Source organism: Pseudomonas sp. S32, from assembly GCF_016648095.1.
Lineage (GTDB): Bacteria > Pseudomonadota > Gammaproteobacteria > Pseudomonadales > Pseudomonadaceae > Aquipseudomonas > Aquipseudomonas parafulva.
This window is the reverse complement of the sequence record NZ_JACVVF010000016.1, coordinates 25,336-46,543: the sequence shown is the minus strand read 5'-3', so window position 1 is coordinate 46,543 and position 21,208 is coordinate 25,336. Positions and strand designations below refer to the sequence as shown.

The 21,208-nt window shown below is 60.9% G+C and carries 18 protein-coding genes; 2 read left to right on the top strand and 16 right to left on the bottom strand.

Annotation, left to right across the window (positions count from 1 at the left end):
• Positions 1–40 precede the first annotated feature (40 nt).
• From IAE38_RS11250 to htpG, 3 genes are all read right to left on the bottom strand, one after another.
• The gene (locus IAE38_RS11250; RefSeq protein WP_201217601.1) at positions 41–1,045 is read right to left on the bottom strand and encodes an amidohydrolase family protein; all 1,005 of its coding nucleotides are present in this window, start codon (positions 1,043–1,045) and stop codon (positions 41–43) included.
• A gap of 85 nt (positions 1,046–1,130) precedes the next feature.
• The gene (locus IAE38_RS11245) at positions 1,131–1,856 is read right to left on the bottom strand and encodes a dienelactone hydrolase family protein (protein WP_201162977.1); all 726 of its coding nucleotides are present in this window, start codon (positions 1,854–1,856) and stop codon (positions 1,131–1,133) included.
• Positions 1,857–1,920: 64 nt separating this feature from the next.
• Positions 1,921–3,825, bottom strand: coding sequence for a molecular chaperone HtpG (htpG, locus tag IAE38_RS11240; RefSeq protein WP_201217599.1), 1,905 nt, complete (start codon positions 3,823–3,825; stop codon positions 1,921–1,923).
• A 307-nt stretch (positions 3,826–4,132) separates the two neighbouring features.
• Here htpG and IAE38_RS11235 point away from each other — a divergent pair, with 307 nt between their 5' ends.
• Complete coding sequence (locus IAE38_RS11235; RefSeq protein WP_028632229.1) at positions 4,133–4,405, top strand: hypothetical protein; 273 nt, start codon at positions 4,133–4,135, stop codon at positions 4,403–4,405.
• Positions 4,406–4,471: 66 nt separating this feature from the next.
• Here IAE38_RS11235 and IAE38_RS11230 read toward each other — a convergent pair whose 3' ends face one another.
• The 11 genes from IAE38_RS11230 to sdhC all read right to left on the bottom strand — a co-directional run bounded on the left by IAE38_RS11230 (position 4,472) and on the right by sdhC (position 18,469).
• The gene (locus IAE38_RS11230) at positions 4,472–5,221 is read right to left on the bottom strand and encodes a DUF599 domain-containing protein (RefSeq protein ID WP_028632228.1); all 750 of its coding nucleotides are present in this window, start codon (positions 5,219–5,221) and stop codon (positions 4,472–4,474) included.
• A gap of 213 nt (positions 5,222–5,434) precedes the next feature.
• On the bottom strand, positions 5,435–6,748 hold the full coding sequence (gene brnQ / locus IAE38_RS11225) for a branched-chain amino acid transport system II carrier protein (RefSeq protein ID WP_028632227.1): 1,314 nt from the start codon (positions 6,746–6,748) through the stop codon (positions 5,435–5,437).
• Positions 6,749–7,134: 386 nt separating this feature from the next.
• Entirely contained in the window at positions 7,135–8,019 is an 885-nt protein-coding gene (gene sucD, locus IAE38_RS11220) for a succinate--CoA ligase subunit alpha (protein ID WP_016393102.1), read from the bottom strand.
• Positions 8,019–9,185 (bottom strand): ADP-forming succinate--CoA ligase subunit beta, encoded by a 1,167-nt coding sequence (gene sucC, locus IAE38_RS11215; RefSeq protein ID WP_028632226.1) that lies wholly within the window; start codon positions 9,183–9,185, stop codon positions 8,019–8,021. Before sucC ends, sucD begins: the two co-directional genes overlap by 1 nt.
• A 172-nt stretch (positions 9,186–9,357) precedes the next feature.
• The gene (lpdA, locus tag IAE38_RS11210; protein WP_201162980.1) at positions 9,358–10,794 is read right to left on the bottom strand and encodes a dihydrolipoyl dehydrogenase; all 1,437 of its coding nucleotides are present in this window, start codon (positions 10,792–10,794) and stop codon (positions 9,358–9,360) included.
• Between the two features lie 96 nt (positions 10,795–10,890).
• Positions 10,891–12,111 (bottom strand): 2-oxoglutarate dehydrogenase complex dihydrolipoyllysine-residue succinyltransferase, encoded by a 1,221-nt coding sequence (odhB, locus tag IAE38_RS11205; RefSeq protein WP_201217597.1) that lies wholly within the window; start codon positions 12,109–12,111, stop codon positions 10,891–10,893.
• 42 nt (positions 12,112–12,153) lie between these two features.
• Positions 12,154–14,985, bottom strand: a complete 2,832-nt coding sequence (locus IAE38_RS11200; protein ID WP_201162982.1) for a 2-oxoglutarate dehydrogenase E1 component — start codon at positions 14,983–14,985, stop codon at positions 12,154–12,156.
• A gap of 243 nt (positions 14,986–15,228) precedes the next feature.
• Entirely contained in the window at positions 15,229–15,933 is a 705-nt protein-coding gene (locus IAE38_RS11195) for a succinate dehydrogenase iron-sulfur subunit (protein WP_028632222.1), read from the bottom strand.
• Between the two features lie 11 nt (positions 15,934–15,944).
• Positions 15,945–17,717 (bottom strand): succinate dehydrogenase flavoprotein subunit, encoded by a 1,773-nt coding sequence (gene sdhA, locus IAE38_RS11190; protein ID WP_028632221.1) that lies wholly within the window; start codon positions 17,715–17,717, stop codon positions 15,945–15,947.
• A 3-nt stretch (positions 17,718–17,720) separates the two neighbouring features.
• A complete protein-coding gene (gene sdhD / locus IAE38_RS11185) occupies positions 17,721–18,089 on the bottom strand; it encodes a succinate dehydrogenase, hydrophobic membrane anchor protein (protein ID WP_028632220.1) in 369 nt (122 codons plus the stop codon).
• Positions 18,083–18,469 (bottom strand): succinate dehydrogenase, cytochrome b556 subunit, encoded by a 387-nt coding sequence (gene sdhC / locus IAE38_RS11180; protein WP_174435875.1) that lies wholly within the window; start codon positions 18,467–18,469, stop codon positions 18,083–18,085. Before sdhC ends, sdhD begins: the two co-directional genes overlap by 7 nt.
• Positions 18,470–18,821: 352 nt before the next feature.
• Here sdhC and gltA point away from each other — a divergent pair, with 352 nt between their 5' ends.
• On the top strand, positions 18,822–20,111 hold the full coding sequence (gene gltA, locus IAE38_RS11175; RefSeq protein ID WP_028632218.1) for a citrate synthase: 1,290 nt from the start codon (positions 18,822–18,824) through the stop codon (positions 20,109–20,111).
• Between the two features lie 103 nt (positions 20,112–20,214).
• On the opposite strand, the gene IAE38_RS11170 is transcribed toward gltA, so the two are convergent.
• The gene (locus IAE38_RS11170; protein ID WP_028632217.1) at positions 20,215–20,820 is read right to left on the bottom strand and encodes an START domain-containing protein; all 606 of its coding nucleotides are present in this window, start codon (positions 20,818–20,820) and stop codon (positions 20,215–20,217) included.
• Between the two features lie 33 nt (positions 20,821–20,853).
• Positions 20,854–21,108, bottom strand: coding sequence for a YkgJ family cysteine cluster protein (locus IAE38_RS11165; protein WP_201162983.1), 255 nt, complete (start codon positions 21,106–21,108; stop codon positions 20,854–20,856).
• Positions 21,109–21,208 lie beyond the last annotated feature (100 nt).

The following is a 21,208-nucleotide window of genomic DNA, read 5'->3' as shown; positions in this document are numbered from 1 at the left end:
AACGCCCCGACTGGTTCGGGGCGTTTTTGTTTTCAGGCGTTTACTTGGGCTTGGGTAACACCGCCAGAAAGTTCTCGCGCGCGACCTTGTTAGCCACAGGTTCGGGCAACGCGTCCAGAAACGGTTTGAACCCGTGCATCTGCTCGCCAAGGCTCCCGAAACGCCCGACTACATCCGACCCCAGCATGAACCGGTCGGGGTATTTCTGCACCAGCGCCAGCCATGGCTGCTGCGGCTTGCCCTGCTCATCCAGCAGGTAAGGCTCAAGCACGCTCCAGGACAGGTCCACATAGAGGTTGGGGTAATCCTCCAGCAGCCGGGTCAGTACGGGGAGCAAGAAGTCCATGCGGGTCTGATGCCGGTGAATCTCCATGCTGCTGCCGGCATGGGCCCAGATGAAGCGTGTGTGGGGGTGCTCGCGCAGGGGCTCCTCGATCTCCGCCAGGTACAGCGGGTTACGCTCGCGTTTGGAGGTGATATTCGAGTGCAGCAGTACCGGCAGGTCGCGCTCGGCCGCCAGGTGATAGATGCGCGTCATGGCCTCGTTATTGGCCCGCGGCGTCTCGCCACTGGTCAGCGCGGTCAGGTCGTCATGGCGGGTGAACACTTCGCCGATGCCCTGCCACAGGCCTGGGTACAGGTCGAGCATGCGCTCGATGTGGCTCACGGCATTCTTGTCCACCGGGTTGATGCCGGTCAGAAAGGGATGAAAGCGCTGACGCTGTTCAGGGGGGAGTTTCTGGATGGCAGCCGCTACGTAGGTGTCCGTGGCACTGTACCAGTAGGCATCGGCGTCATCGCCGGCGTAATAGCGTGGCCGCTTGGGCTCGTCCTCGTGCCATTTCTTGGCAACCGGAATGCCGGAAATCATCGATTGGTCGATACCTGCGGCATCCATGGCCTTGAGCAGCGCCGGCATGCCCTCGGTTTCCTGGAAGAAATCCACATAATGCAGGTGAGCATCGCTGTAGCGGTACTCACGGGCCTGTGCCGCCTGGCATAGCCAGGCGGCTACAACGGCGCAGGCCAGCGCTTTGGCGTTCATGGTCAGCTTCCTTGTACGGGGACGAACCGAATAGACCCGCCAGCAGGCGGAACGGTTCAGCGCGCCCCTCTTACAAGCCCGTGCACTAGGGGTGGAACACTTCACTCAGCAGGTTATGCATCGACCGGAACGCCCGCTCGGCAGTGCGCCTGTCGTACTGCATCTTGCCTGGCACGTTGGCGCCCGGGTCAGTAAAGGAGTGAACCGCACCGCCGTAGCTCAGCAGTTGCCAGTCCACCTTCGCTGCATCCATTTCCGCCTCAAACGCTGGCAGCTGGTCCTTCGGTACCAGCGGGTCGGACGCGCCATGCAACACCAGGACCGAGCCCTTGATATTCTTTGCGTCATCCGGGTTGGGGGTGTCGAGGGTGCCGTGGAACGACACCGCAGCACGCAAATCGGCGCCTGAGCGCGCCAACTCCAGCGCACAGCAACCGCCAAAACAGAAGCCGAATGTGGCGGCCTTGCCAGGTGCCAGCAACGCCTTGGATTGCCCGAGCAGCTGCGCCAACGCTTCCTGCATGCGTTTGCGCAGCTCAGCGCGGTCATTTTTCAGCGGCATCATTGCAGCCCCTGCCTCGTCGGCATTCGACGGGCGAACCGACTGGCCGTACAGGTCCGCGAGCAGCACCACGTAGCCCTGCTCAGCCACCTCCTTGGCGATGCGCTCAGCCCCTTCGGCAATGCCCATCCAGTTCGGCGCCATCACCAGCCCTGGGCGGCCCAGGGCGCCCGGCTCATACACCAGGCGGCTTTCGTAGGTTTTGCCGGCCAGGTGATACACCAGCGACTCGACGATTACCTTGCTCATCCTTTACTCCTCAGGCCTGCACCATGAAAAAAGCCCGCCGAAGCGGGCTTTGCCATGCATCAATTCAAGCAGACAATTCGACCAGCAGCTTGTTCAGGCGCCGTACATAGGCGGCAGGGTCCTTCAGGCTGTCACCCGCGGCAAGCGCGGCCTGATCGAACAGGATGTGCGACAACTCAGCGAAACGGTCCTCGCTCTGTTCGTGGTCGAGCTTCTCGATCAGCGGGTGTGTCGGGTTGAATTCGAAGATCGGCTTGGAATCTGGCACTTTCTGGCCGCTGGCTTCCAGAATCTGGCGCATTTGCAGGCCCAGGTCCTGTTCTCCGATCGCCAGGATTGCCGGCGAGTCCGTCAGGCGGTGGGATACCCGCACCTCGGCCACGCTTTCACCCAGGGCAGCTTTCAGGCGCTCCACCAGGCCTTCCTTGTCCTTGGCGACTTCTTCCTGGGCCTTTTTGTCTTCTTCCGAATCCAGCTTGCCCAAGTCCAGGTCGCCACGGGCCACATCGACGAACGCCTTGCCATCGAATTCGGTGAGGTAGCTCATCAGCCACTCATCGATACGGTCGGTCAGCAGCAGCACTTCGATGCCTTTCTTGCGGAAGACCTCAAGGTGTGGGCTGTTCTTGACCTGCGCGTAGGATTCGCCGGTGAGGTAGTAGACTTTGTCCTGGCCGTCTTTGGCACGCGCCAGGTAATCGGCAAGGCTGACGCTCTGCTCGCCGCTTTCGTCATGGGTGGAGGCAAAGCGCAGCAGGCCGGCGATTTTCTCCTTGTTGGCGAAATCTTCGGCCGGGCCTTCCTTGAGCACCTGCCCGAAGTTTTTCCAGAAGCCCTTGTACTGCTCAGGCTCGTTCTTGGCCAGTTTTTCCAGCATGTCCAGCACGCGCTTGGTCAGCGCCGTCTTCATCGAGTCGATGATCGGGTCTTTCTGCAGAATTTCACGCGACACGTTCAGCGACAGGTCGTTGGAGTCGACCACACCTTTGATGAAGCGCAGGTACAGCGGCAGGAACGATTCGGCCTGGTCCATGATGAACACACGCTGTACGTACAGTTTCAGACCGCGGGGCGCTTCACGCTGGTACAGGTCGAACGGCGCACGGGCCGGCACGTACAGCAGCGAGTTGTACTCGAGCTTGCCTTCAACCTTGTTGTGGCTCCAGGCCAGCGGGTTTTCGAAGTCGTGGCCGATGTGCTTGTAGAACTCCTGGTACTCCTCGTCCTTGATCTCGGTACGCGGACGGGTCCACAGGGCGCTGGCACGGTTGACGGTTTCCCACTCTTCAGCCGGCTGCTCTTCGCCTTCGGCCGCCACCTGTTCCTTGGGCAGCTGGATAGGCAGCGCGATATGGTCGGAGTACTTCTTGACCACGTTGCGCAGGCGCCAGCCATCGGCGAACTCCTGCTCGTCCTTCTTCAGGTGCAGGACAATGCGGGTGCCGCGCTCTGGCTTGTCGACGGTGGCCACTTCAAAGTCGCCCTCGCCCTTCGAGGACCAGTGCACACCTTCGCTGGCCGGTTGGCCAGCACGGCGGCTGTAGACATCGACCTGGTCGGCAACAATGAACGCCGAGTAGAAGCCAACGCCAAACTGACCGATCAGGTGCGAGTCCTTCTTCTGGTCACCGGTGAGGTTCTTCATGAAGTCGGCAGTGCCCGATTTGGCGATGGTGCCCAGGTGCGTGATGACATCTTCACGGCTCATGCCGATGCCGTTGTCCTCGAGGGTGACGGTGCCGGCATCTTTGTCGAAGCTCAGGCGGATCCTCAGGTCGGCATCGTTTTCGAACAGCTCGGGCTTGGCCAGTGCTTCGAAACGCAGCTTGTCGGCCGCATCGGAGGCGTTGGAGATCAATTCACGCAGGAAGATCTCCTTGTTCGAGTACAGGGAATGAATCATGAGGTGCAGCAGCTGCTTCACCTCGGTCTGGAAGCCCAGGGTTTCTTTTTGAGTCTCCACACTCATGGTCGTCACACTCCGATCTGATGGCAGTAGTCGCCAAGCGGCCCGGTTGGCTGCGTTGGCGGCGGATGACATGCAGATGGGGGCTGCCCGGATGATTTCAAGGGCTTTTGCGGTGCGAACCTTGAATGCACCTGCGCCAGGGTGAGCGAGGCGCCCCCCCCCGCGCGCCATGGCAGGACCCTGTAGACAGCAGAAGTGCCTGCACCTTAAAAACATGTTTATAGCTGTGAAATTACCGTGGAACTTATTTCAGAAGGCCCCACTCGAAGGAACAAGCCAACTTATTCCACCAAGGAGAAACACCCCCATGCGTAAACCATTTGCTTTTGCTCTGATGCTGGCTGCTGCCATGGGCCTGGCCGCTTGCGATAAAGCGAGCGAAGACAAAGCCCAGGACGCACAAGAACACCGTGAACAAGCCCAGGAAAAAATGGGTGATGCTCAGGACAAGATGAACGACGCTGCCAAGGAAAACGCCGAAGCCGCCAAAGACCAGGCCGAAGCCAACCAGAAGGCTGCTGAAGAGGCCGCCCCGGCCACCCCGGCGACCACTGTTCCGGCCGAACCTGCCAAGCAGTAATCGCGCCGTAAAAAAAACCCGACATTGTCGGGTTTTTTTATGCCTGAAATTATTAGGCTAACCGTTTCAGTCATTCACATTTGAACGCTGCCCGGGTACTTCGGTCGCTGAACTTTCCGTGGGCGTAAATACCATCACGTCCAGTACATCGGAATGGAACTCGCGGCGATACAGAATCAACACCACCCCCACGCTAATGCCCATGAACAACCACGGGCTGATGAACCAGCTCAACATCGCCATGCCGAAATAATACGACCGCAGGCCGAAGTTGAATTGGTTGGCAGCCAGCGACAGCACCCGCGCCGCACGCGCGGCAAACGCCTTGCGCTCCATTTCATTGACCTGGCGTTCGCCGATCATGGGTGCCGAGCCCACCAGCACCGCGGCGAAGTTGTACTGCCGCATGCACCAGCTGAAGGTGAAAAAGGCATACACGAACACCGTCGCCAGGCACAGCAACTTGATTTCCGACATCCCTTGGGAGGCCTGCTGAACCAGGGGCAAGTCAGCGAGCAGCGACAGGGCTCGGTCGGACGCGCCCAGCACCGTCAGGATGCCGGCGAGGATGATCAGGGTGCTGGAGGCGAAGAACGAGGCGTTGCGCTCAAGGTTGCCGATCACGCTGGCATCGGCAATACGGTTGTCACGCAACAACATGCGGCGCATCCAGTCTTCACGGTACAGGTGCAACACACTGGCAAGGCACGCGGTGTCCCGCCCCTTCCAGAGGGCATAGCGTGTGTAGCCGCCCCAGCACAGCACAAACCAGCAGGCCGCCAGGAGGTTGTTCAAATTGCTTGAAATGAAAGTCATGCCGGGTTCCCGAAATGCCAGGTGCCAAAAGGATAGGGACCGCATTTCGACGCTGGCAAGCGGCAAAAGGCACAGGGCGACAGCGAAAAACACGCGCACTCACCCTACAGCCAAACAAAAGCCCCGCATCCTTGCGGATACGGGGCTTGGGTGTTTGATACCGAGGCGACAGGTTCAGGCTTTTGGCCCATGCCGCCAGCGGGCTTCAACACATCACGCCAGGGCCTCGCGAGGCTTGCCCAGCATGCGGTCGCACACCACAGCACCCACCAGGGTGACGACCGAAGGTACCAGCCAGGCAAGGCCTTGATCACTGAGTGGCAGGTTGGCCATGAAGTCGGGCAACACATGGGCCGCGCTGCTGCCCTTGATGGCATCAACCATGCCGAACAGCAGCGATACCAGCATTACCGGCGCCAGGATACGCGTCGGCGAGTTCCACAGGTCCTTCACGAAGCTCAAGCCCACCACCACGATGCACGGCGGGTAGATGGCCGTGAGCACAGGGATGGAGAACATGATCAGCTTGGTCAGCCCCAGGTTCGACACCAGCAGCGAGAAACCAGCCAGAATCACCACCAGCGCACGGTACGACAACGGCAGCATCTGGCTGAAGTATTCGGCACACGCGCAGGTCAGGCCGACGGCTGTCACCAGGCACGCCAGGGCGATCAGCACGGCAAGGAAACCGCTGCCCAGCGAGCCGAAGGTGTGCTGCACGTAGGCATGCAGTACCGCAGCACCGTTGCTGGCGCCCGCGGCAATTTCATGGCTGCCGGCGCCCAGGCGGAACAGGCTGATGTACACCAGGGCCAGGCCGACACCGGCAATCAGGCCGGCGATGATGGCATAGCGGGTGATCAGCTTCGGCGACTCGACGCCGCGTGAGCGGATGGCGTTGACGATGACGATGCCGAACACCAGGGCACCCAGGGTATCCATGGTCAGGTAACCATCAGAGAACCCCTTGGAGAACGCGGCGGCGGCGTAGGCCGGCTGCGCTTCACCGATGGTACCGGCCGGCAGCGCGAACGCGGCGATGCCCAGTACCGCCAGGGCAATGATCTTCAGTGGCGCAAGGAAACGCCCCACGGTATCAAGCAGCTTGCCCGGGTACATGGACACGGCCAGTACCACGGCGAAATACACCAGGCTGTAGATGAACAGGGCCAGCGGGCTTTCACCGGTCAATGGCGCAACGCCCACTTCGAACGACACGGTCGCCGTACGCGGCGTGGCGAACAGCGGGCCGACCGACAGGTAGCATACAGCGGCCAGCAGGCCGCCGAAGAACTTGCCGATCGGGCTGCTCAGGGCATCCATACCGCCGCCGACCTTGGCCAGGGCGACCACGGTGATGACCGGCAGGCCCACCGCCGTCACCAGGAAGCCCAGGGCGGCCATCCAGACGTGCGGGCCCGATTGCAGGCCGACGATAGGCGGGAAGATGATGTTGCCGGCGCCTACGAAAAGCGCAAACGTCATAAAGCCAAGCGCCAGGATATCCTGGCCTTTGAGAACTTTCATTTAAGGTAGTACCACACTGCTGGAATCGGGGTTCGAGAGGGGACTTTCCAATGGGTGAGGAAAATGCTGCCCGGCGTGATAGGCCAGACCCGTTAAGCGTGTCGTTCCCTTTTGGGGCACGGGCACAGAATAGGCGCGTAGATTAACCGTTTTGCCGCGCAAACGCACTGGAACAGTGCTGCTTGTCCGATGTGCGTACGTGTTTGTCGTCTGTGCGTCCGGGGACAGGGGGAATTATCCTCAGATTGAAGTATTCGTCTGTAAGGTAATTCCTATGGGGACGATTGGGAGGTTTATGCTGGCCTGCCAGTGATTAAGCCCGCACACCCCAAAACGACAAAGGCCACCCGAAGGTGGCCTCTGTGCGCGTGGGGGGTGTTGCAGTATTACTTCTTGGCTTCCCAGCCAGTCAGCTCGGCCAGGGCCTTGCCGATGTCAGCCAGGGAACGCACGGTTTTCACGCCTGCGTCCTGCAGGGCTGCGAATTTCTCGTCCGCAGTACCCTTGCCGCCAGAAATGATGGCGCCAGCGTGGCCCATGCGCTTGCCTGCCGGCGCAGTCACGCCAGCGATGTAGGAAACGACAGGCTTGGTGACATTGGCCTTGATGTAGGCCGCAGCTTCTTCTTCAGCCGAACCGCCGATCTCACCGATCATGACGATCGCTTCGGTCTTCGGGTCTTCCTGGAACAGCTTCAGGATGTCGATGAAGTTGGAGCCCGGGATCGGGTCGCCACCGATACCCACGCAGGTCGACTGGCCGAAGCCGGCGTCGGTGGTCTGCTTGACCGCTTCATACGTCAGGGTGCCGGAACGCGAAACGATACCGACCTTGCCTGGCAGGTGGATGTGGCCTGGCATGATGCCGATCTTGCACTCGCCCGGGGTGATGACACCTGGGCAGTTAGGGCCGATCAGGGTCACGCCCAGCTCGTCGCACTTGACCTTGGCATCGAGCATGTCGAGGGTTGGAATACCCTCGGTGATGCAAACGATCAGCTTGATGCCACCGAAGGCTGCTTCCAGGATCGAGTCCTTGCAGAACGGTGCTGGCACGTAGATGACCGAAGCGTCAGCGCCGGTCGCTTCCACGGCTTCCTTCACGGTGTTGAACACCGGCAGGCCCAGGTGGGTAGTGCCACCCTTGCCCGGGGTAACGCCGCCGACCATCTTGGTGCCGTAGGCAATGGCTTGTTCGGAGTGGAAAGTACCCTGCGAGCCGGTGAAGCCCTGGCAGATGACTTTGGTGTCTTTATTGATCAGGACGCTCATTACTTGCCCTCCGCAGCTTTGACAACTTGTTGAGCAGCGTCGGTCAGGCTGGTTGCAGCAATGATGTTCAAACCGCTTTCTGCCAATACTTTAGCGCCCAGTTCGGCGTTGTTGCCTTCAAGGCGAACCACAACCGGAACCTTGACGCCGACTTCCTTCACTGCACCGATGATGCCTTCGGCAATCATGTCGCAGCGAACGATGCCGCCGAAGATGTTGACCAGAACGGCCGCGACATTGCTGTCGGACAGAATGATCTTGAACGCTTCGGTAACGCGCTCCTTGGTAGCACCGCCGCCTACGTCGAGGAAGTTGGCTGGCTTGCCGCCGTGCAGGTTGACGATGTCCATGGTACCCATGGCCAGGCCAGCACCGTTGACCATGCAGCCGATGTTGCCTTCAAGGGCAACGTAGTTCAGTTCGAACTTGGCAGCGTGGGCTTCACGGGCGTCGTCCTGGGACGGGTCGTGGAAGGTCTTCAGCTTCGGCTGACGGTACATGGCGTTGGCGTCGATGTTGATCTTGGCATCGAGGCAGTGCAGGTCGCCGTCGGCCTTGATCACCAGCGGGTTCACTTCCAGCAGGGCCAGGTCATGGTCCTTGAACAGCTTGGCCAGGCCTACGAAGATCTTGGCGAACTGTTGAACTTGCTTGCCTTCCAGGCCCAGCTGGAACGCCAGCTCACGGCCCTGGAACGGCTGAGCGCCGACCAGCGGGTCGATGGTGGCCTTGAGGATTTTCTCAGGCGTGTCGTGGGCGACTTTTTCGATGTCCACGCCACCTTCGGTGGAGGCCATGAACACGATACGGCGGCTCGAGCGATCGACTACAGCGCCCAGGTACAGCTCTTTGGCGATGTCAGTGCAGGATTCGACCAGAATCTTGGAGACGGGTTGACCGTTGGCATCGGTCTGGTAGGTAACCAGATTCTTGCCCAACCACTGTGCAGCGAACGCCTTGGCGTCTTCCTTGCTGCGAACCAGCTTGACGCCGCCCGCCTTGCCGCGACCACCTGCGTGAACCTGGGCTTTTACAACCCACTCGTTCCCGCCGATCTTGTCGCAGGCTTCTGCCGCTGCTTCAGGGGTGTCGACTGCGAAACCCTTGGAAACTGGCAGGCCGTACTCAGCGAACAGCTGCTTACCCTGATACTCGTGAAGATTCATGCTTTTTACCGTCTTCGTTAGGTACTGCGCTTCGGCGCTGCGCCATCACTGGCGCCGCACCACCTGTGACCGTTGACCCCGGGTTATCCCATGTGATCCGGTCCGGCGGACTTTCCGCGGTGAGTCATGCACGCAAGACTCACGACGGGCAGCCCGCCGTGGTTTCTTATGATTAACGCTTCTTACGGTTGGCTACGTGAATGGCACCGCCATTCACGGCCAGCGCTGCTTCATGCAGCGCTTCGGACAGGGTCGGATGGCTGAAGACCATCATGCCCAGGTCCTCGGCACTGGTGCCGAATTCCATTGCGATAGCGCCCTGCTGCACCAGTTCGGCAGCCGACGGGCCAATCACGTGAACACCCAGTACGCGGTCGGTCTTGGCATCGGCGATGACCTTGACGAAACCACCGGTGTCGTTGGCAGCCATCGCACGGCCGCTGGCCGCGAACGGGAAGGTGCCCACGTTAACCTCAACGCCTTCGGCCTTCAAGGCCTGCTCGGTCTTGCCGACCCAGGCGATTTCCGGGTGGGTGTAGATCACCGAAGGGATCAGGTCGTAGTTCATCTGGGCTTTGTGGCCCTTGATGCGCTCAACCACCATGATGCCTTCTTCGGAAGCCTTGTGCGCCAGCATCAGGCCACGCACCACGTCGCCGATGGCGAAGACGCCCGGCACGCTGGTGGCGCAGTAGTCGTCGACATAGATGTAGCCACGCTCATCGATGTTCACGCCGCTGTCGGAGGCCAGCAGGTCGGTGGTCACCGGGCGACGGCCGACCGCAACGATCAGCTTGTCGAAGGTGATCTTCTGCTCGCCTTCGGCATTGGTGTAGGTCACCTCGACTTCGTCGCCGTTCACTTTGGAACCGGTAACGCGGGCACCCAGCTTGATGTCCAGGCCTTGCTTGGTCAGGGTCTTCTGGGCTTCCTTGGACACAGCCGTGTCGGCAGCCATCAGGAAGGTGTCCAGAGCCTCCAGCACGGTGACTTCAGCACCCAGGCGGGCCCATACCGAACCCAGCTCCAGGCCGATCACACCGGCACCGATAACGCCCAGGCGCTTCGGTACGGCCTGGAATTCCAGGGCGCCGGTGGAGTCGACGATGACGTTCTGGTCAACCGGGGCTGGCGGAATGTCGATCGGGCGAGAGCCGGAGGCCAGGATCACGTTATCGGCTTCGACGATTTCAGTGGTGCCGTCGGCCTTGGTCACTTCGACCTTTTTGCCAGCCAGCAGCTTGCCGTGGCCCTGGATGGAGGTGACGCCGTTGGCCTTGAACAGGGTGGCGACGCCACCGGTCAGGTTCTTCACGATGCCAGCCTTGCGGCCAACCATCGCAGCCACGTCCATCTTCACTTCGCCAGTGGAGATACCGTGTACGTTGAAGCTCTCTTTGGCTTCCTTGTATTTCCAGGAGCTGTCCAGCAGCGCCTTGGAAGGAATGCACCCTACGTTCAGGCAGGTGCCGCCCAGGGCCAGCTTGCCCTCGGCATCGGTGTACTTCTCGATACAGGCAGTCTTCAGACCAAGCTGGGCGGCCTTGATCGCAGCCACGTAGCCGCCAGGACCTGCACCAATCACTACCACGTCGAATTTCTGGGTCATAAAAGATTCCTTGTTAGCTTCAAGCGGCACGCTGCAAGCCGCAAGACAGGCAGGCTTCGACTTGAAGCTTGCCGCTTGCAGCTTACAGCTGCGCGATTAGATGTCCAGCAGCAGGCGGGACGGATCTTCCAGCAGGTTCTTGATGGTCACCAGGAAGGTTACGGCTTCCTTGCCATCGATCAGGCGGTGGTCGTAGGACAGCGCCAGGTACATCATCGGGCGGATCACCACTTGGCCATTGATGGCCATGGGGCGCTGGATGATGTTGTGCATGCCCAGGATCGCAGCCTGCGGCGGGTTGACGATCGGGGTCGACATCATCGAGCCGAAGGTACCACCGTTGGTGATGGTGAAGGTGCCGCCGGTCATCTCTTCGATGGACAGCTTGCCGTCACGGGCCTTCTTGCCGAAGGTGGCGATGCCGTTTTCGATCTCTGCCAGGCTCATCGACTCGGCGTTGCGCAGTACCGGAACCACCAGGCCACGGTCGCTGGAAACCGCCACACCGACGTCGGCGTAACCGTGGTAGACGATATCGTTGCCGTCGATCGAGGCGTTCACGGCCGGGAAGCGTTTCAGCGCTTCGGTGGCCGCCTTGACGAAGAACGACATGAAGCCCAGGCGCACGCCGTTGTGGGTCTTCTCGAACAGGTCCTTGTACTTCGAACGCAGGGCCATGACTTCGGTCATGTCGACTTCGTTGAAGGTGGTCAGCATCGCCATGTTGGACTGGGCTTCGACCAGACGCTCGGCAATCTTGGCGCGCAGGCGGGTCATCGGCACGCGCTTCTCGGTGCGGTCGCCAGCAGCGGTCACCACCGGTGCCGGGGCGGCAGCAGGCTTGGCAGCCGGGGCTGCAGCCGGCGAGGCCTTCTTGTTGGCGACGGCAGCAACGACGTCTTCCTTGGTGACACGGCCGCCTTTGCCGGTACCGGCTACAGTGGCCAGGTCGATGCCGTTTTCTTCGGCCAGCTTGCGCGCAGCCGGGGCAGCAACCGGGTCGTCTTCACCGGCATCGGCAGCAACGGCGGCCGGTGCGGCGGCGGCCGGGGCAGCAGCAGGCGCTGCGGCAGCGGCGCCGCCTTCAACGATCGAACCCAGCACTTCGTCGGACAGGACGGTATCGCCCTCACCCTTGACGATGGCACCCAGCACGCCGTCGGCGGTTGCCAGCACTTCGAGCACGACCTTGTCGGTCTCGATGTCGACGATCAGTTCGTCACGCTTGACGGCCTCGCCCGGCTGCTTGTGCCAGGTGGCAACGGTGCCGTCGGCAACCGATTCCGGGAAGGTTGGGGCTTTGATCTCGATAGCCATTATCAGTGTTTCCTTAAATTCGGTTTCAAGTGCGCGAAGGCGTTAAACAGTGAAGGCGTCTTGCAGCAGTTTTTCCTGCTGTTCGGCGTGCTTCGAAGCGTAACCACAGGCAGGTGCGGCAGAGGCATCGCGACCCGCGTACTCCAGGGCCAGTGCCTTGTTATGGCGGCCGAGGATGCGACGCATATGGTGCTGGCTGCTGTACCAGGCGCCCTGGTTCATCGGTTCTTCCTGGCACCACACCGCATGCTTGAGGTTGGTGTAAGGCGCCAGGATCTCGACCAGGTCGTCTTCAGGGAACGGATACAGCTGCTCGATGCGCACGATCGCGATGTCTTCGCGGCCTTCGGCGCGGCGCTTTTCCAGCAGGTCGTAGTAGACCTTGCCGCTGCACAGCACCAGGCGCTCCACCTTCGCAGGCTCGAGGGTGTCGATTTCCGGGATGACGGTCTGGAACGAACCATCGGCCAGGTCTTCGAGAGTCGAGACGGCCAGCTTATGGCGCAGCAACGACTTGGGCGTCAGCACGATCAGCGGCTTGCGCAGCGGACGGATGACCTGACGACGCAGCAGGTGGTAGATCTGGGCCGGCGTGGTCGGTACGCAGACCTGAATGTTCTGCTCAGCGCACAGTTGCAGGTAACGCTCCAGGCGCGCCGAGGAGTGCTCAGGCCCCTGCCCTTCGTAGCCATGCGGCAGCAGCATGGTCAGACCGCACAGGCGGCCCCACTTGTGCTCGCCACTGGTGATGAACTGGTCGATCACCACTTGCGCACCGTTGGCGAAGTCGCCGAACTGGGCTTCCCAGATCACCAGCGCGTTCGGCGTGGTGGTGGAGTAGCCGTATTCGAACGCCAGTACCGCTTCCTCGGACAGGAACGAATCGTACAGCTCGAAACGTGGCTGGCCCGGGTACAGGTTCATCAGCGGGATGTAGGTGCCCGCATCCTTCTGGTTGTGCAGCACAGCATGCCGGTGCGAGAAGGTGCCGCGGCCGATGTCCTGGCCGGTCATGCGGATGGGGTGGCCTTCGAACTGCAGGGTGGCGTAGGCCATGGTCTCTGCATAACCCCAGTTGATCGGCAAGCCACCGGCCTGCATCTTCTGGCGGTCTTCGTAGATCTTGGCGACCTGGCGCTGCACCACGAAGCCTTCAGGCAGCTCCAGCAACTTGGCCGACAGCTCCTGCAGGGTCTTGAGGTCGAAGCGGGTGTCGTGGCGTGCGGTCCAGGCATGGCCCAGATAAGGGCGCCAGTCGACGAACAGCTCGCGGTTGGGCTCCTTGACCAGGCTCTTGACTACGTGCAGGCCGTTGTCCAGCGCACTGCGGTAGTCGTCGATTTTGGCCTGGGCGCGATCGGCATCGATACGGCCGGCCTGGATCAGCGCTTCGGCATACAGCTCACGGGTGGTGCGCTGCTTGCTGATCTGCTGGTACATCAGCGGCTGGGTGCCGTTCGGTTCGTCAGCCTCGTTGTGGCCGCGGCGACGGTAGCAGACCAGGTCGATGACCACGTCACGCTTGAACTGCATGCGGTAGTCGACCGCCAGCTGGGTCACGAACAGCACGGCTTCCGGGTCGTCGCCGTTGACGTGCAGGATTGGCGCCTGAATCATCTTGGCCACGTCGGTGGCGTACTCGGTGGAGCGCGCATCCAGCGGGTTGCTGATGGTGAAACCCACCTGGTTGTTGATCACGATGTGCACGGTGCCGCCGGTCTTGAAACCGCGGGTCTGCGACATCTGGAAGGTTTCCATCACCACGCCCTGGCCTGCAAATGCAGCGTCGCCGTGGATGGAGATGGGCAGCACCTTGTCACCCACGCTGTCGTTGCGACGGTCCTGACGGGCACGCACCGAGCCTTCGACAACCGGCGAGACGATTTCCAGGTGGGACGGGTTGAACGCCATGGCCAGGTGCACTTCGCCACCCGGGGTCATCACGTTCGAGGAGAAGCCCTGGTGATACTTCACGTCACCGGAGCCCAGCTCGTTCATCTTCTTGCCTTCGAACTCGTCGAACAGCTCGCGCGGGTTCTTGCCGAAGGTGTTGACCAGCACGTTCAGGCGGCCACGGTGGGCCATGCCGATGACCACTTCCTTGGTGCCGTAGGAACCGGAGCGCTGGATCATCTCGTCCAGCATCGGAATCAGGCTTTCGCCGCCTTCCAGGCCGAAACGCTTGGTGCCTGGGTACTTGGTGCCCAGGTATTTTTCCAGGCCCTCGCCAGCGGTCACACGCTCGAGCAGGTGGGACTGGATATCAGCGGAAAACTCGGGCCGGCCACGCACGCTTTCCAGACGCTGCTGGAACCAGCTGCGCTGCTCGGAATCGACGATGTGGGTGAACTCGGCGCCAATGGTGCGACAATATGTCTTCTGGAGCGCGTCGAGGATGTCGCGTAGGCTCGCCTCCTCTTTGCCGATGAACAGGTCGCCGGCACGGAAGGTCGTATCAAGATCGGCATTGGTCAAGCCGTAGTGATTGATCGACAGGTCTACAGGCGCTGGACGCTGCCACAACCCCAAGGGGTCAAGCTTGGCAGCCTGATGGCCGCGCATCCGATAGGCCTGGATCAGTCGCAGCACTTCAACCTGCTTCTTCTCGTGTTCACTGCTCACGCTCCCGGCAGACACCGGCTGGGCGCGGCGCTGGTTCTTCGCCAGCAATACGAAATGGTCGCGGATCGTCGAGTGCGAGACATCGGTAGCGGTGCTGCCGTCGGCGGGCAACTTCTGGAAGTAGGTGCGCCACTCTTCTGGCACAGCGTTAGGGTCGTGCAGGTAGAGTTCGTAGAGCTCTTCCACATATGCAGCGTTACCACCTGAAAGGTGGGCGCTTTCCCACATGCGCTGCATCACGCTTTCTTGCATGCTTGGTCACCCTCGGTTAGGGGACTGATCGGCGAGAGCCATAGCAAACCTGGAAAAGTCCGAAAACAGCGACTGAACCACGCCACCTGGATCCTGCTGATTTTCCGGGTACCAGCCCGGAAAGCCCCTGCTGGTCTCATCTTCATAGGTAATGAACAAGGGCTTTGTGAGCCCCGGTTCGGGTTTTACCTCAGTGCGGGCTCAGCGCCCGCACCTCGGCATACTGCAGGTACAACGTGTATATCAGGTGCCGCTTTGCAGCAGCATGTTACGTACGTGACCGATTGCCTTGGTAGGGTTCAGACCCTTCGGGCAAACGTTTACGCAGTTCATGATCCCGCGGCAGCGGAATACGCTGAACGGGTCATCCAGGGACGCCAGGCGCTCCTGGGTCTTGGTATCACGGCTGTCGGCCAGGAAGCGGTACGCCTGCAACAGCGCAGCTGGGCCCAGGAACTTGTCCGGGTTCCACCAGAACGACGGGCAGGACGTGGAGCAGCAGGCGCACAGGATGCACTCGTACAGGCCGTCGAGCTTCTCGCGCTGTTCTGGCGACTGCAGGCGCTCGATGGCCGGGGCCGGCGTGTCGTTCTGCAGGAACGGCTTCACCTTCTCGTACTGCTTGTAGAAGATGCTCATGTCGACGACCAGGTCACGAATGACCGGCAGGCCCGGCAGCGGGCGCAGCACCAGCTTGTTGCCCTTGACCACGCCCGACAGCGGGGTGATGCAGGCCAGGCCGTTCTTGCCGTTCATGTTCATGCCGTCGGAACCGCACACGCCTTCACGGCAGGAGCGACGGTACGAGAAGCCCTCGTCCTTTTCCTTGATCAGCGCCAGCACGTCCAGAACCATGAGGTCCTTGCCGCCGGTGTCGACGTCGAACGACTCCATCTTGGGGGCCGTGTCGGTGTCGGGGTTGTAACGATAAACTTCGACTTTCAACATAGCAGCCACCCTTAGTAAGTCCGGATTTTTGGTTCGAAGGCCGGTACGGTCTTCGGCGCAAAGTTGACGCCACGCTTGGCAACGCGCTTCACACCCGGGTAGTACAGGGTGTGGCACAGCCAGTTTTCGTCGTCACGGTCTTCGAAGTCTTCACGGGCGTGAGCGCCGCGGGACTCTTTACGGGCTTCGGCCGCGATGGCAGTAGCTTCGGCAACTTCCAGCAGGTTCTGCAGCTCCAGCGCTTCGATACGCGCGGTGTTGAAGGCCTGGGACTTGTCGTTGATCTTGACGTTGGCGATCCGCTCGCGCAGGCCGGCCAGCTGCTCGATACCCTTGAGCATGTATTCGCCAGTACGGAACACACCGAAGTAGTTCTGCATGCAGCTCTGCAGCTCGCGCTTGAGGCTGGCAACGTCTTCGCCAGTGGAGCGCTCGTTGAGCTTGTTCAGGCGGCTCAGGGCAACATCGATATCGGTGTCGCTGGCGTCGAGGTGCTCGATGCCGTCGCTCAGTGCCTTCTCCAGGTGCAGGCCGGCCGCACGGCCGAACACCACCAGGTCGAGCAGCGAGTTGCCGCCCAGGCGGTTGGCACCGTGAACCGACACGCACGCCACTTCACCTACGGCGAACAGGCCAGGAATGATGTGATCCTTGCCTTCGTCGTCCATGGTGATGGCCTGGCCATGAATATTGGTGGCAACGCCGCCCATCATGTAGTGGCAGGTTGGAACGACCGGAACCGGCGCGACCACAGGGTCGACGTGGGCGAAGGTCTTGGACAGCTCGCAGATGCCTGGCAGGCGGCTGTGCAGCACTTCCTCGCCCAGGTGGTCCAGCTTCAGCAGCACGTGGTCCTTGTTCGGGCCCACGCCGTTGCCGGCGATGATCTCTTTGACCATGGAACGGGCGACCACGTCACGGCCGGCCAGGTCTTTGGCGTTCGGCGCGTAACGCTCCATGAAGCGTTCGCCGTGGGCGTTGATCAGGTAGCCACCCTCACCGCGGCAACCCTCGGTGACCAGTACACCGGCGCCGGCGATGCCGGTTGGGTGGAACTGCCACATCTCGATGTCCTGCACGGGTACACCGGCACGCAGGGCCATGCCGATACCGTCGCCGGTATTGATCAGGGCGTTGGTGGTGGAGGCGTAGATACGGCCTGCACCGCCGGTGGCCAGTACGGTGGCCTTGGACTTGATGTACAGGGTTTCGCCGGTTTCGATGCAGATCGCGATCACACCAACGAAGGCGCCTTCCTGGTTTTTTACCAGGTCAACGGCGTAGTACTCGTTGAGGAAGGTGGTGCCGGCTTTCAGGTTGCCCTGGTACAGGGTGTGCAGCAGCGCGTGACCGGTACGGTCGGAAGCGGCGCAGGTACGGGCGGCCTGGCCACCCTTACCGAAGTCCTTGGACTGGCCACCGAACGGACGCTGGTAGATACGGCCGGTTTCGGTACGCGAGAACGGCAGGCCCATGTGATCCAGCTCGAAGACCGCGGCCGGGCCTTCCTGACACATGTATTCGATAGCGTCCTGGTCACCGATGTAGTCGGAACCCTTGACGGTATCGTACATGTGCCAGCGCCAGTCGTCGTTCGGGTCGGCCGAAGCGATGGCGCAGGTGATGCCGCCCTGGGCGGATACGGTGTGCGAACGGGTCGGGAACACCTTGGTGACCACGGCAGTCTTGTGACCGCCCTGTGCCAGTTGCAGCGCTGCGCGCATGCCGGCGCCGCCGCCACCGATGATGATGGCGTCGAAGGAAATGGTTGGAATGCTAGCCATGGATCAGATACCCCAGAGAATCTGCACACCCCAGACGAAGTAAGCGAACATCGCAACGCCGCATACCGCCTGGAACAGGAAACGAATCGCAGTTGCCGACTTGCCGAACGACATAGGCGTCAGGTAGTCGGTGGCAATGGTCCACATGCCGACCCAGGCGTGAGCGCCGAGGGCAACGAGGGCCAGCAGACTGAAGATCCGCATCGCGTTGTTGGAGAACAGACCATGCCACTGGGCGTAGTCGATACCGGGGTGAGCGACCACGTAGCCGATCAGGAAGATGAAGTAAGCCGCGAGAACGACCGCAGAAACGCGCTGCGCCATCCAGTCGTAGAGGCCCGAACGCGACAGGTTCGTGACGTTGGTTACCATACCCAAACTCCCACCAGTACGATCACCACCACGGAGATGACAATCACGATTTTCGAGCCCAGTTTGCCGCCTTCCAGCGTCTCACCGATGCCCATGTCCATGATCAGGTGGCGCACACCGGCCACCAGGTGATACAGCAGGGCGGACAGCAGGGCCCAGGTCACGAACTTGGCCAGCGGGCTGGTCAGACACGCCTTCACCTCGCCGAAGCCTTCCTCGGAACCCAGCGACTTGCCCAGTGCATACAGCATGATGGCAAGGCCGAGGAACAGGATGACGCCGGAGATACGGTGCAGAATGGACGTGTACGCAGTGACGGGGAGCTTGATGGTCCTTAGGTCTAGGTTTACAGGTCGTTGGCTTTTCACGGCTTTTTTCACACTGAAGAGCCCCTAGCGAATCAGGGCAAAGTTGTTGGTAAGTGTACTGGTCAGGTACCCACCACCCAGGGAACGGCGACCCCCAGCAGTTCGGGCTTGCAAGCCCCTGGCGGTCGGGTGCCGAGTATAGACAGTTAGGCTGCTCATGACAACGTGACGGGGTAGCCCGAATAGCGCATTGCCTTTGCCGCGCAAAAGGCGTAAATGGGCCGAAAATTCCCGAAAAATCAGGCTCCAGCCCTTGATTCAACAAGCCTTTAGGCAAATTGACATCTGAATTTATCCCTCTATAGTGGTGCGGGCCCTGCGTGGGGGGTCTGTCTGATGATTTCAAGCATTAATAGGAGGCCACATGGCTGACAAAAAAGCGCAGTTGGTCATCGAGGGCGCAGCCCCCGTCGAGCTGCCCATTTTAACCGGCACCGTTGGTCCTGATGTAATCGACGTCCGCGGGTTGGGGGCCACAGGTCACTTCACCTTCGACCCTGGTTTCATGGCGACCGCATCGTGCGAGTCGAAGATCACCTACATTGATGGCGACAAGGGCGTACTGCTGCACCGCGGCTACCCCATCGAGCAACTCGCCGAACAGTCCGACTACCTCGAAACTTGCTACCTGCTGCTCAATGGCGAACTGCCAAACGCCGAGCAGAAGGCCAAGTTCGTCAGCAACGTCAAGAACCACACCATGGTTCACGAACAGCTGAAAACCTTCTTCAACGGCTTCCGTCGCGACGCTCACCCGATGGCGGTGATGTGCGGCGTGGTCGGCGCCCTCTCGGCCTTCTACCACGACTCCCTGGACATCAATAACCCGCAACACCGCGAAATCTCTGCGGTGCGCCTGGTCGCCAAGATGCCGACCCTGGCCGCGATGGTTTACAAGTACTCCATGGGCCAGCCGATGATGTACCCGCGCAACGACCTGTCGTACGCGGAAAACTTCCTGCACATGATGTTCAACACCCCGTGCGAGATCAAACCGATCAGCCCGGTGCTGGCCAAGGCGATGGACCGGATCTTCATCCTCCACGCCGACCACGAACAAAACGCTTCCACCTCCACCGTGCGCCTGGCGGGCTCTTCGGGTGCCAACCCGTTCGCCTGTATCGCGGCCGGCATCGCCGCGCTGTGGGGCCCTGCCCACGGCGGCGCCAACGAAGCCGTGCTGACCATGCTCGATGAAATTGGCGATGTCTCGAACATCGACACCTTCATTGCCAAGGCCAAGGACAAGAACGACCCGTTCAAGCTGATGGGCTTCGGTCACCGCGTTTACAAGAACCGCGACCCGCGCGCCACCGTGATGAAGCAGACCTGCGACGAAGTGCTGCGCGAGCTGGGCATCAAGAATGACCCGCAGCTGGAACTGGCCATGCGCCTGGAAGAGATCGCACTCACCGATCCGTACTTTATCGAACGCTCGCTGTACCCGAACGTCGACTTCTACTCGGGCATCATCCTGAAGGCGATCGGCATTCCGACCAGCATGTTCACCGTGATCTTCGCCCTGGCGCGCACCGTAGGCTGGATCTCGCACTGGAAAGAGATGCTCTCCAGCCCGTACAAGATCGGCCGCCCACGCCAGCTGTACACCGGCGAACCTAAACGCGACATCGTTGCATTGCAGGACCGCAAGTAAGCCCTAGAGGCTGAAACCAAAAGGGCTGCCCATGGGCAGCCCTTTTTATTACACCGCCTCAACCTGGTGCCCGAAACACATCGCACCCGGCCGGATTTGGCGGTCAGTTTTTCTCAGCGCGTTCCCGCAGGGCCTTCAGGGTATTGAACGGTGCATCCACCACGAACTTGTTGGCCAACCACGACGGCACGCTGCCCCCTGGCTCGGTGTGCACCTGGTACGTCACCTCGGTGCTGTTGCCTTGAGGCACCAGCTTCCAGAAGCCCTCGACCTGAGCCACCCGCACGAAGCCTTTTTCTTCCGGCACATAGGTCGGCTCCTCCTTGAGGTTGCGCAACAGGCTGCCATCGGCCTGTTTGACCGTGGTCACCTGCAGCACCGAATCCCGTGGCGTCACCGGCCAGGGCGTATTGAACTGGGTGTAGGTCCAGGTCTTGTCACCCTCGTGCTTGAGCACCTTTTGCGCCTTGCATTCATGAATCCATGCGCAGGCCCCCGCCACGTCTTCCTGCAGCGCCTGCACCTTGGCCAGAGGCGCCTTGATGACGGTGACACCCCGGTAGGCCTTGTACTTGGAGCCAGGCACTTCACTCAGGGACACCTTGATCCCGTCCTCATCCTTGGCCACCTGCCAATTCTCGGCCCAGGCAACAGGCGACAGCAGGGCACTGACACCACACAGCAATGCAATACGCTTCAACGATCTCATCATGTTTATCCTTGTTGTCGAGGATCCAGCCTGTCACGCCGCCGTCATGCGCTCCCACCAGCCGAGAATTCTGATCGCCTCTTCACTGTCACGGCCACACACCTCAGGGTCAGCCTTGAAACCGCCGCACACCGATGGCCGCTCAGGCTTGCCGAACAAGTCGCAGAGGTTTGCAGCCGTCAGGTGCAGGCAACGCTGGCCAGCGGGCTTGCCGTCAGGCATGCGCGGCATGGCGGAGGTGATGGAGGGCGCGATGCAGCAGGCACCGCAGCCCTCGCGACAGGTCATGGCTTGCAACACAATCAGAACTCCAGGGAACACAACGGGGCGATCACCCCTGAATACTAGCGGCTCAAACGCACGTTTGAAATTGCTGGCTTGATGAAAT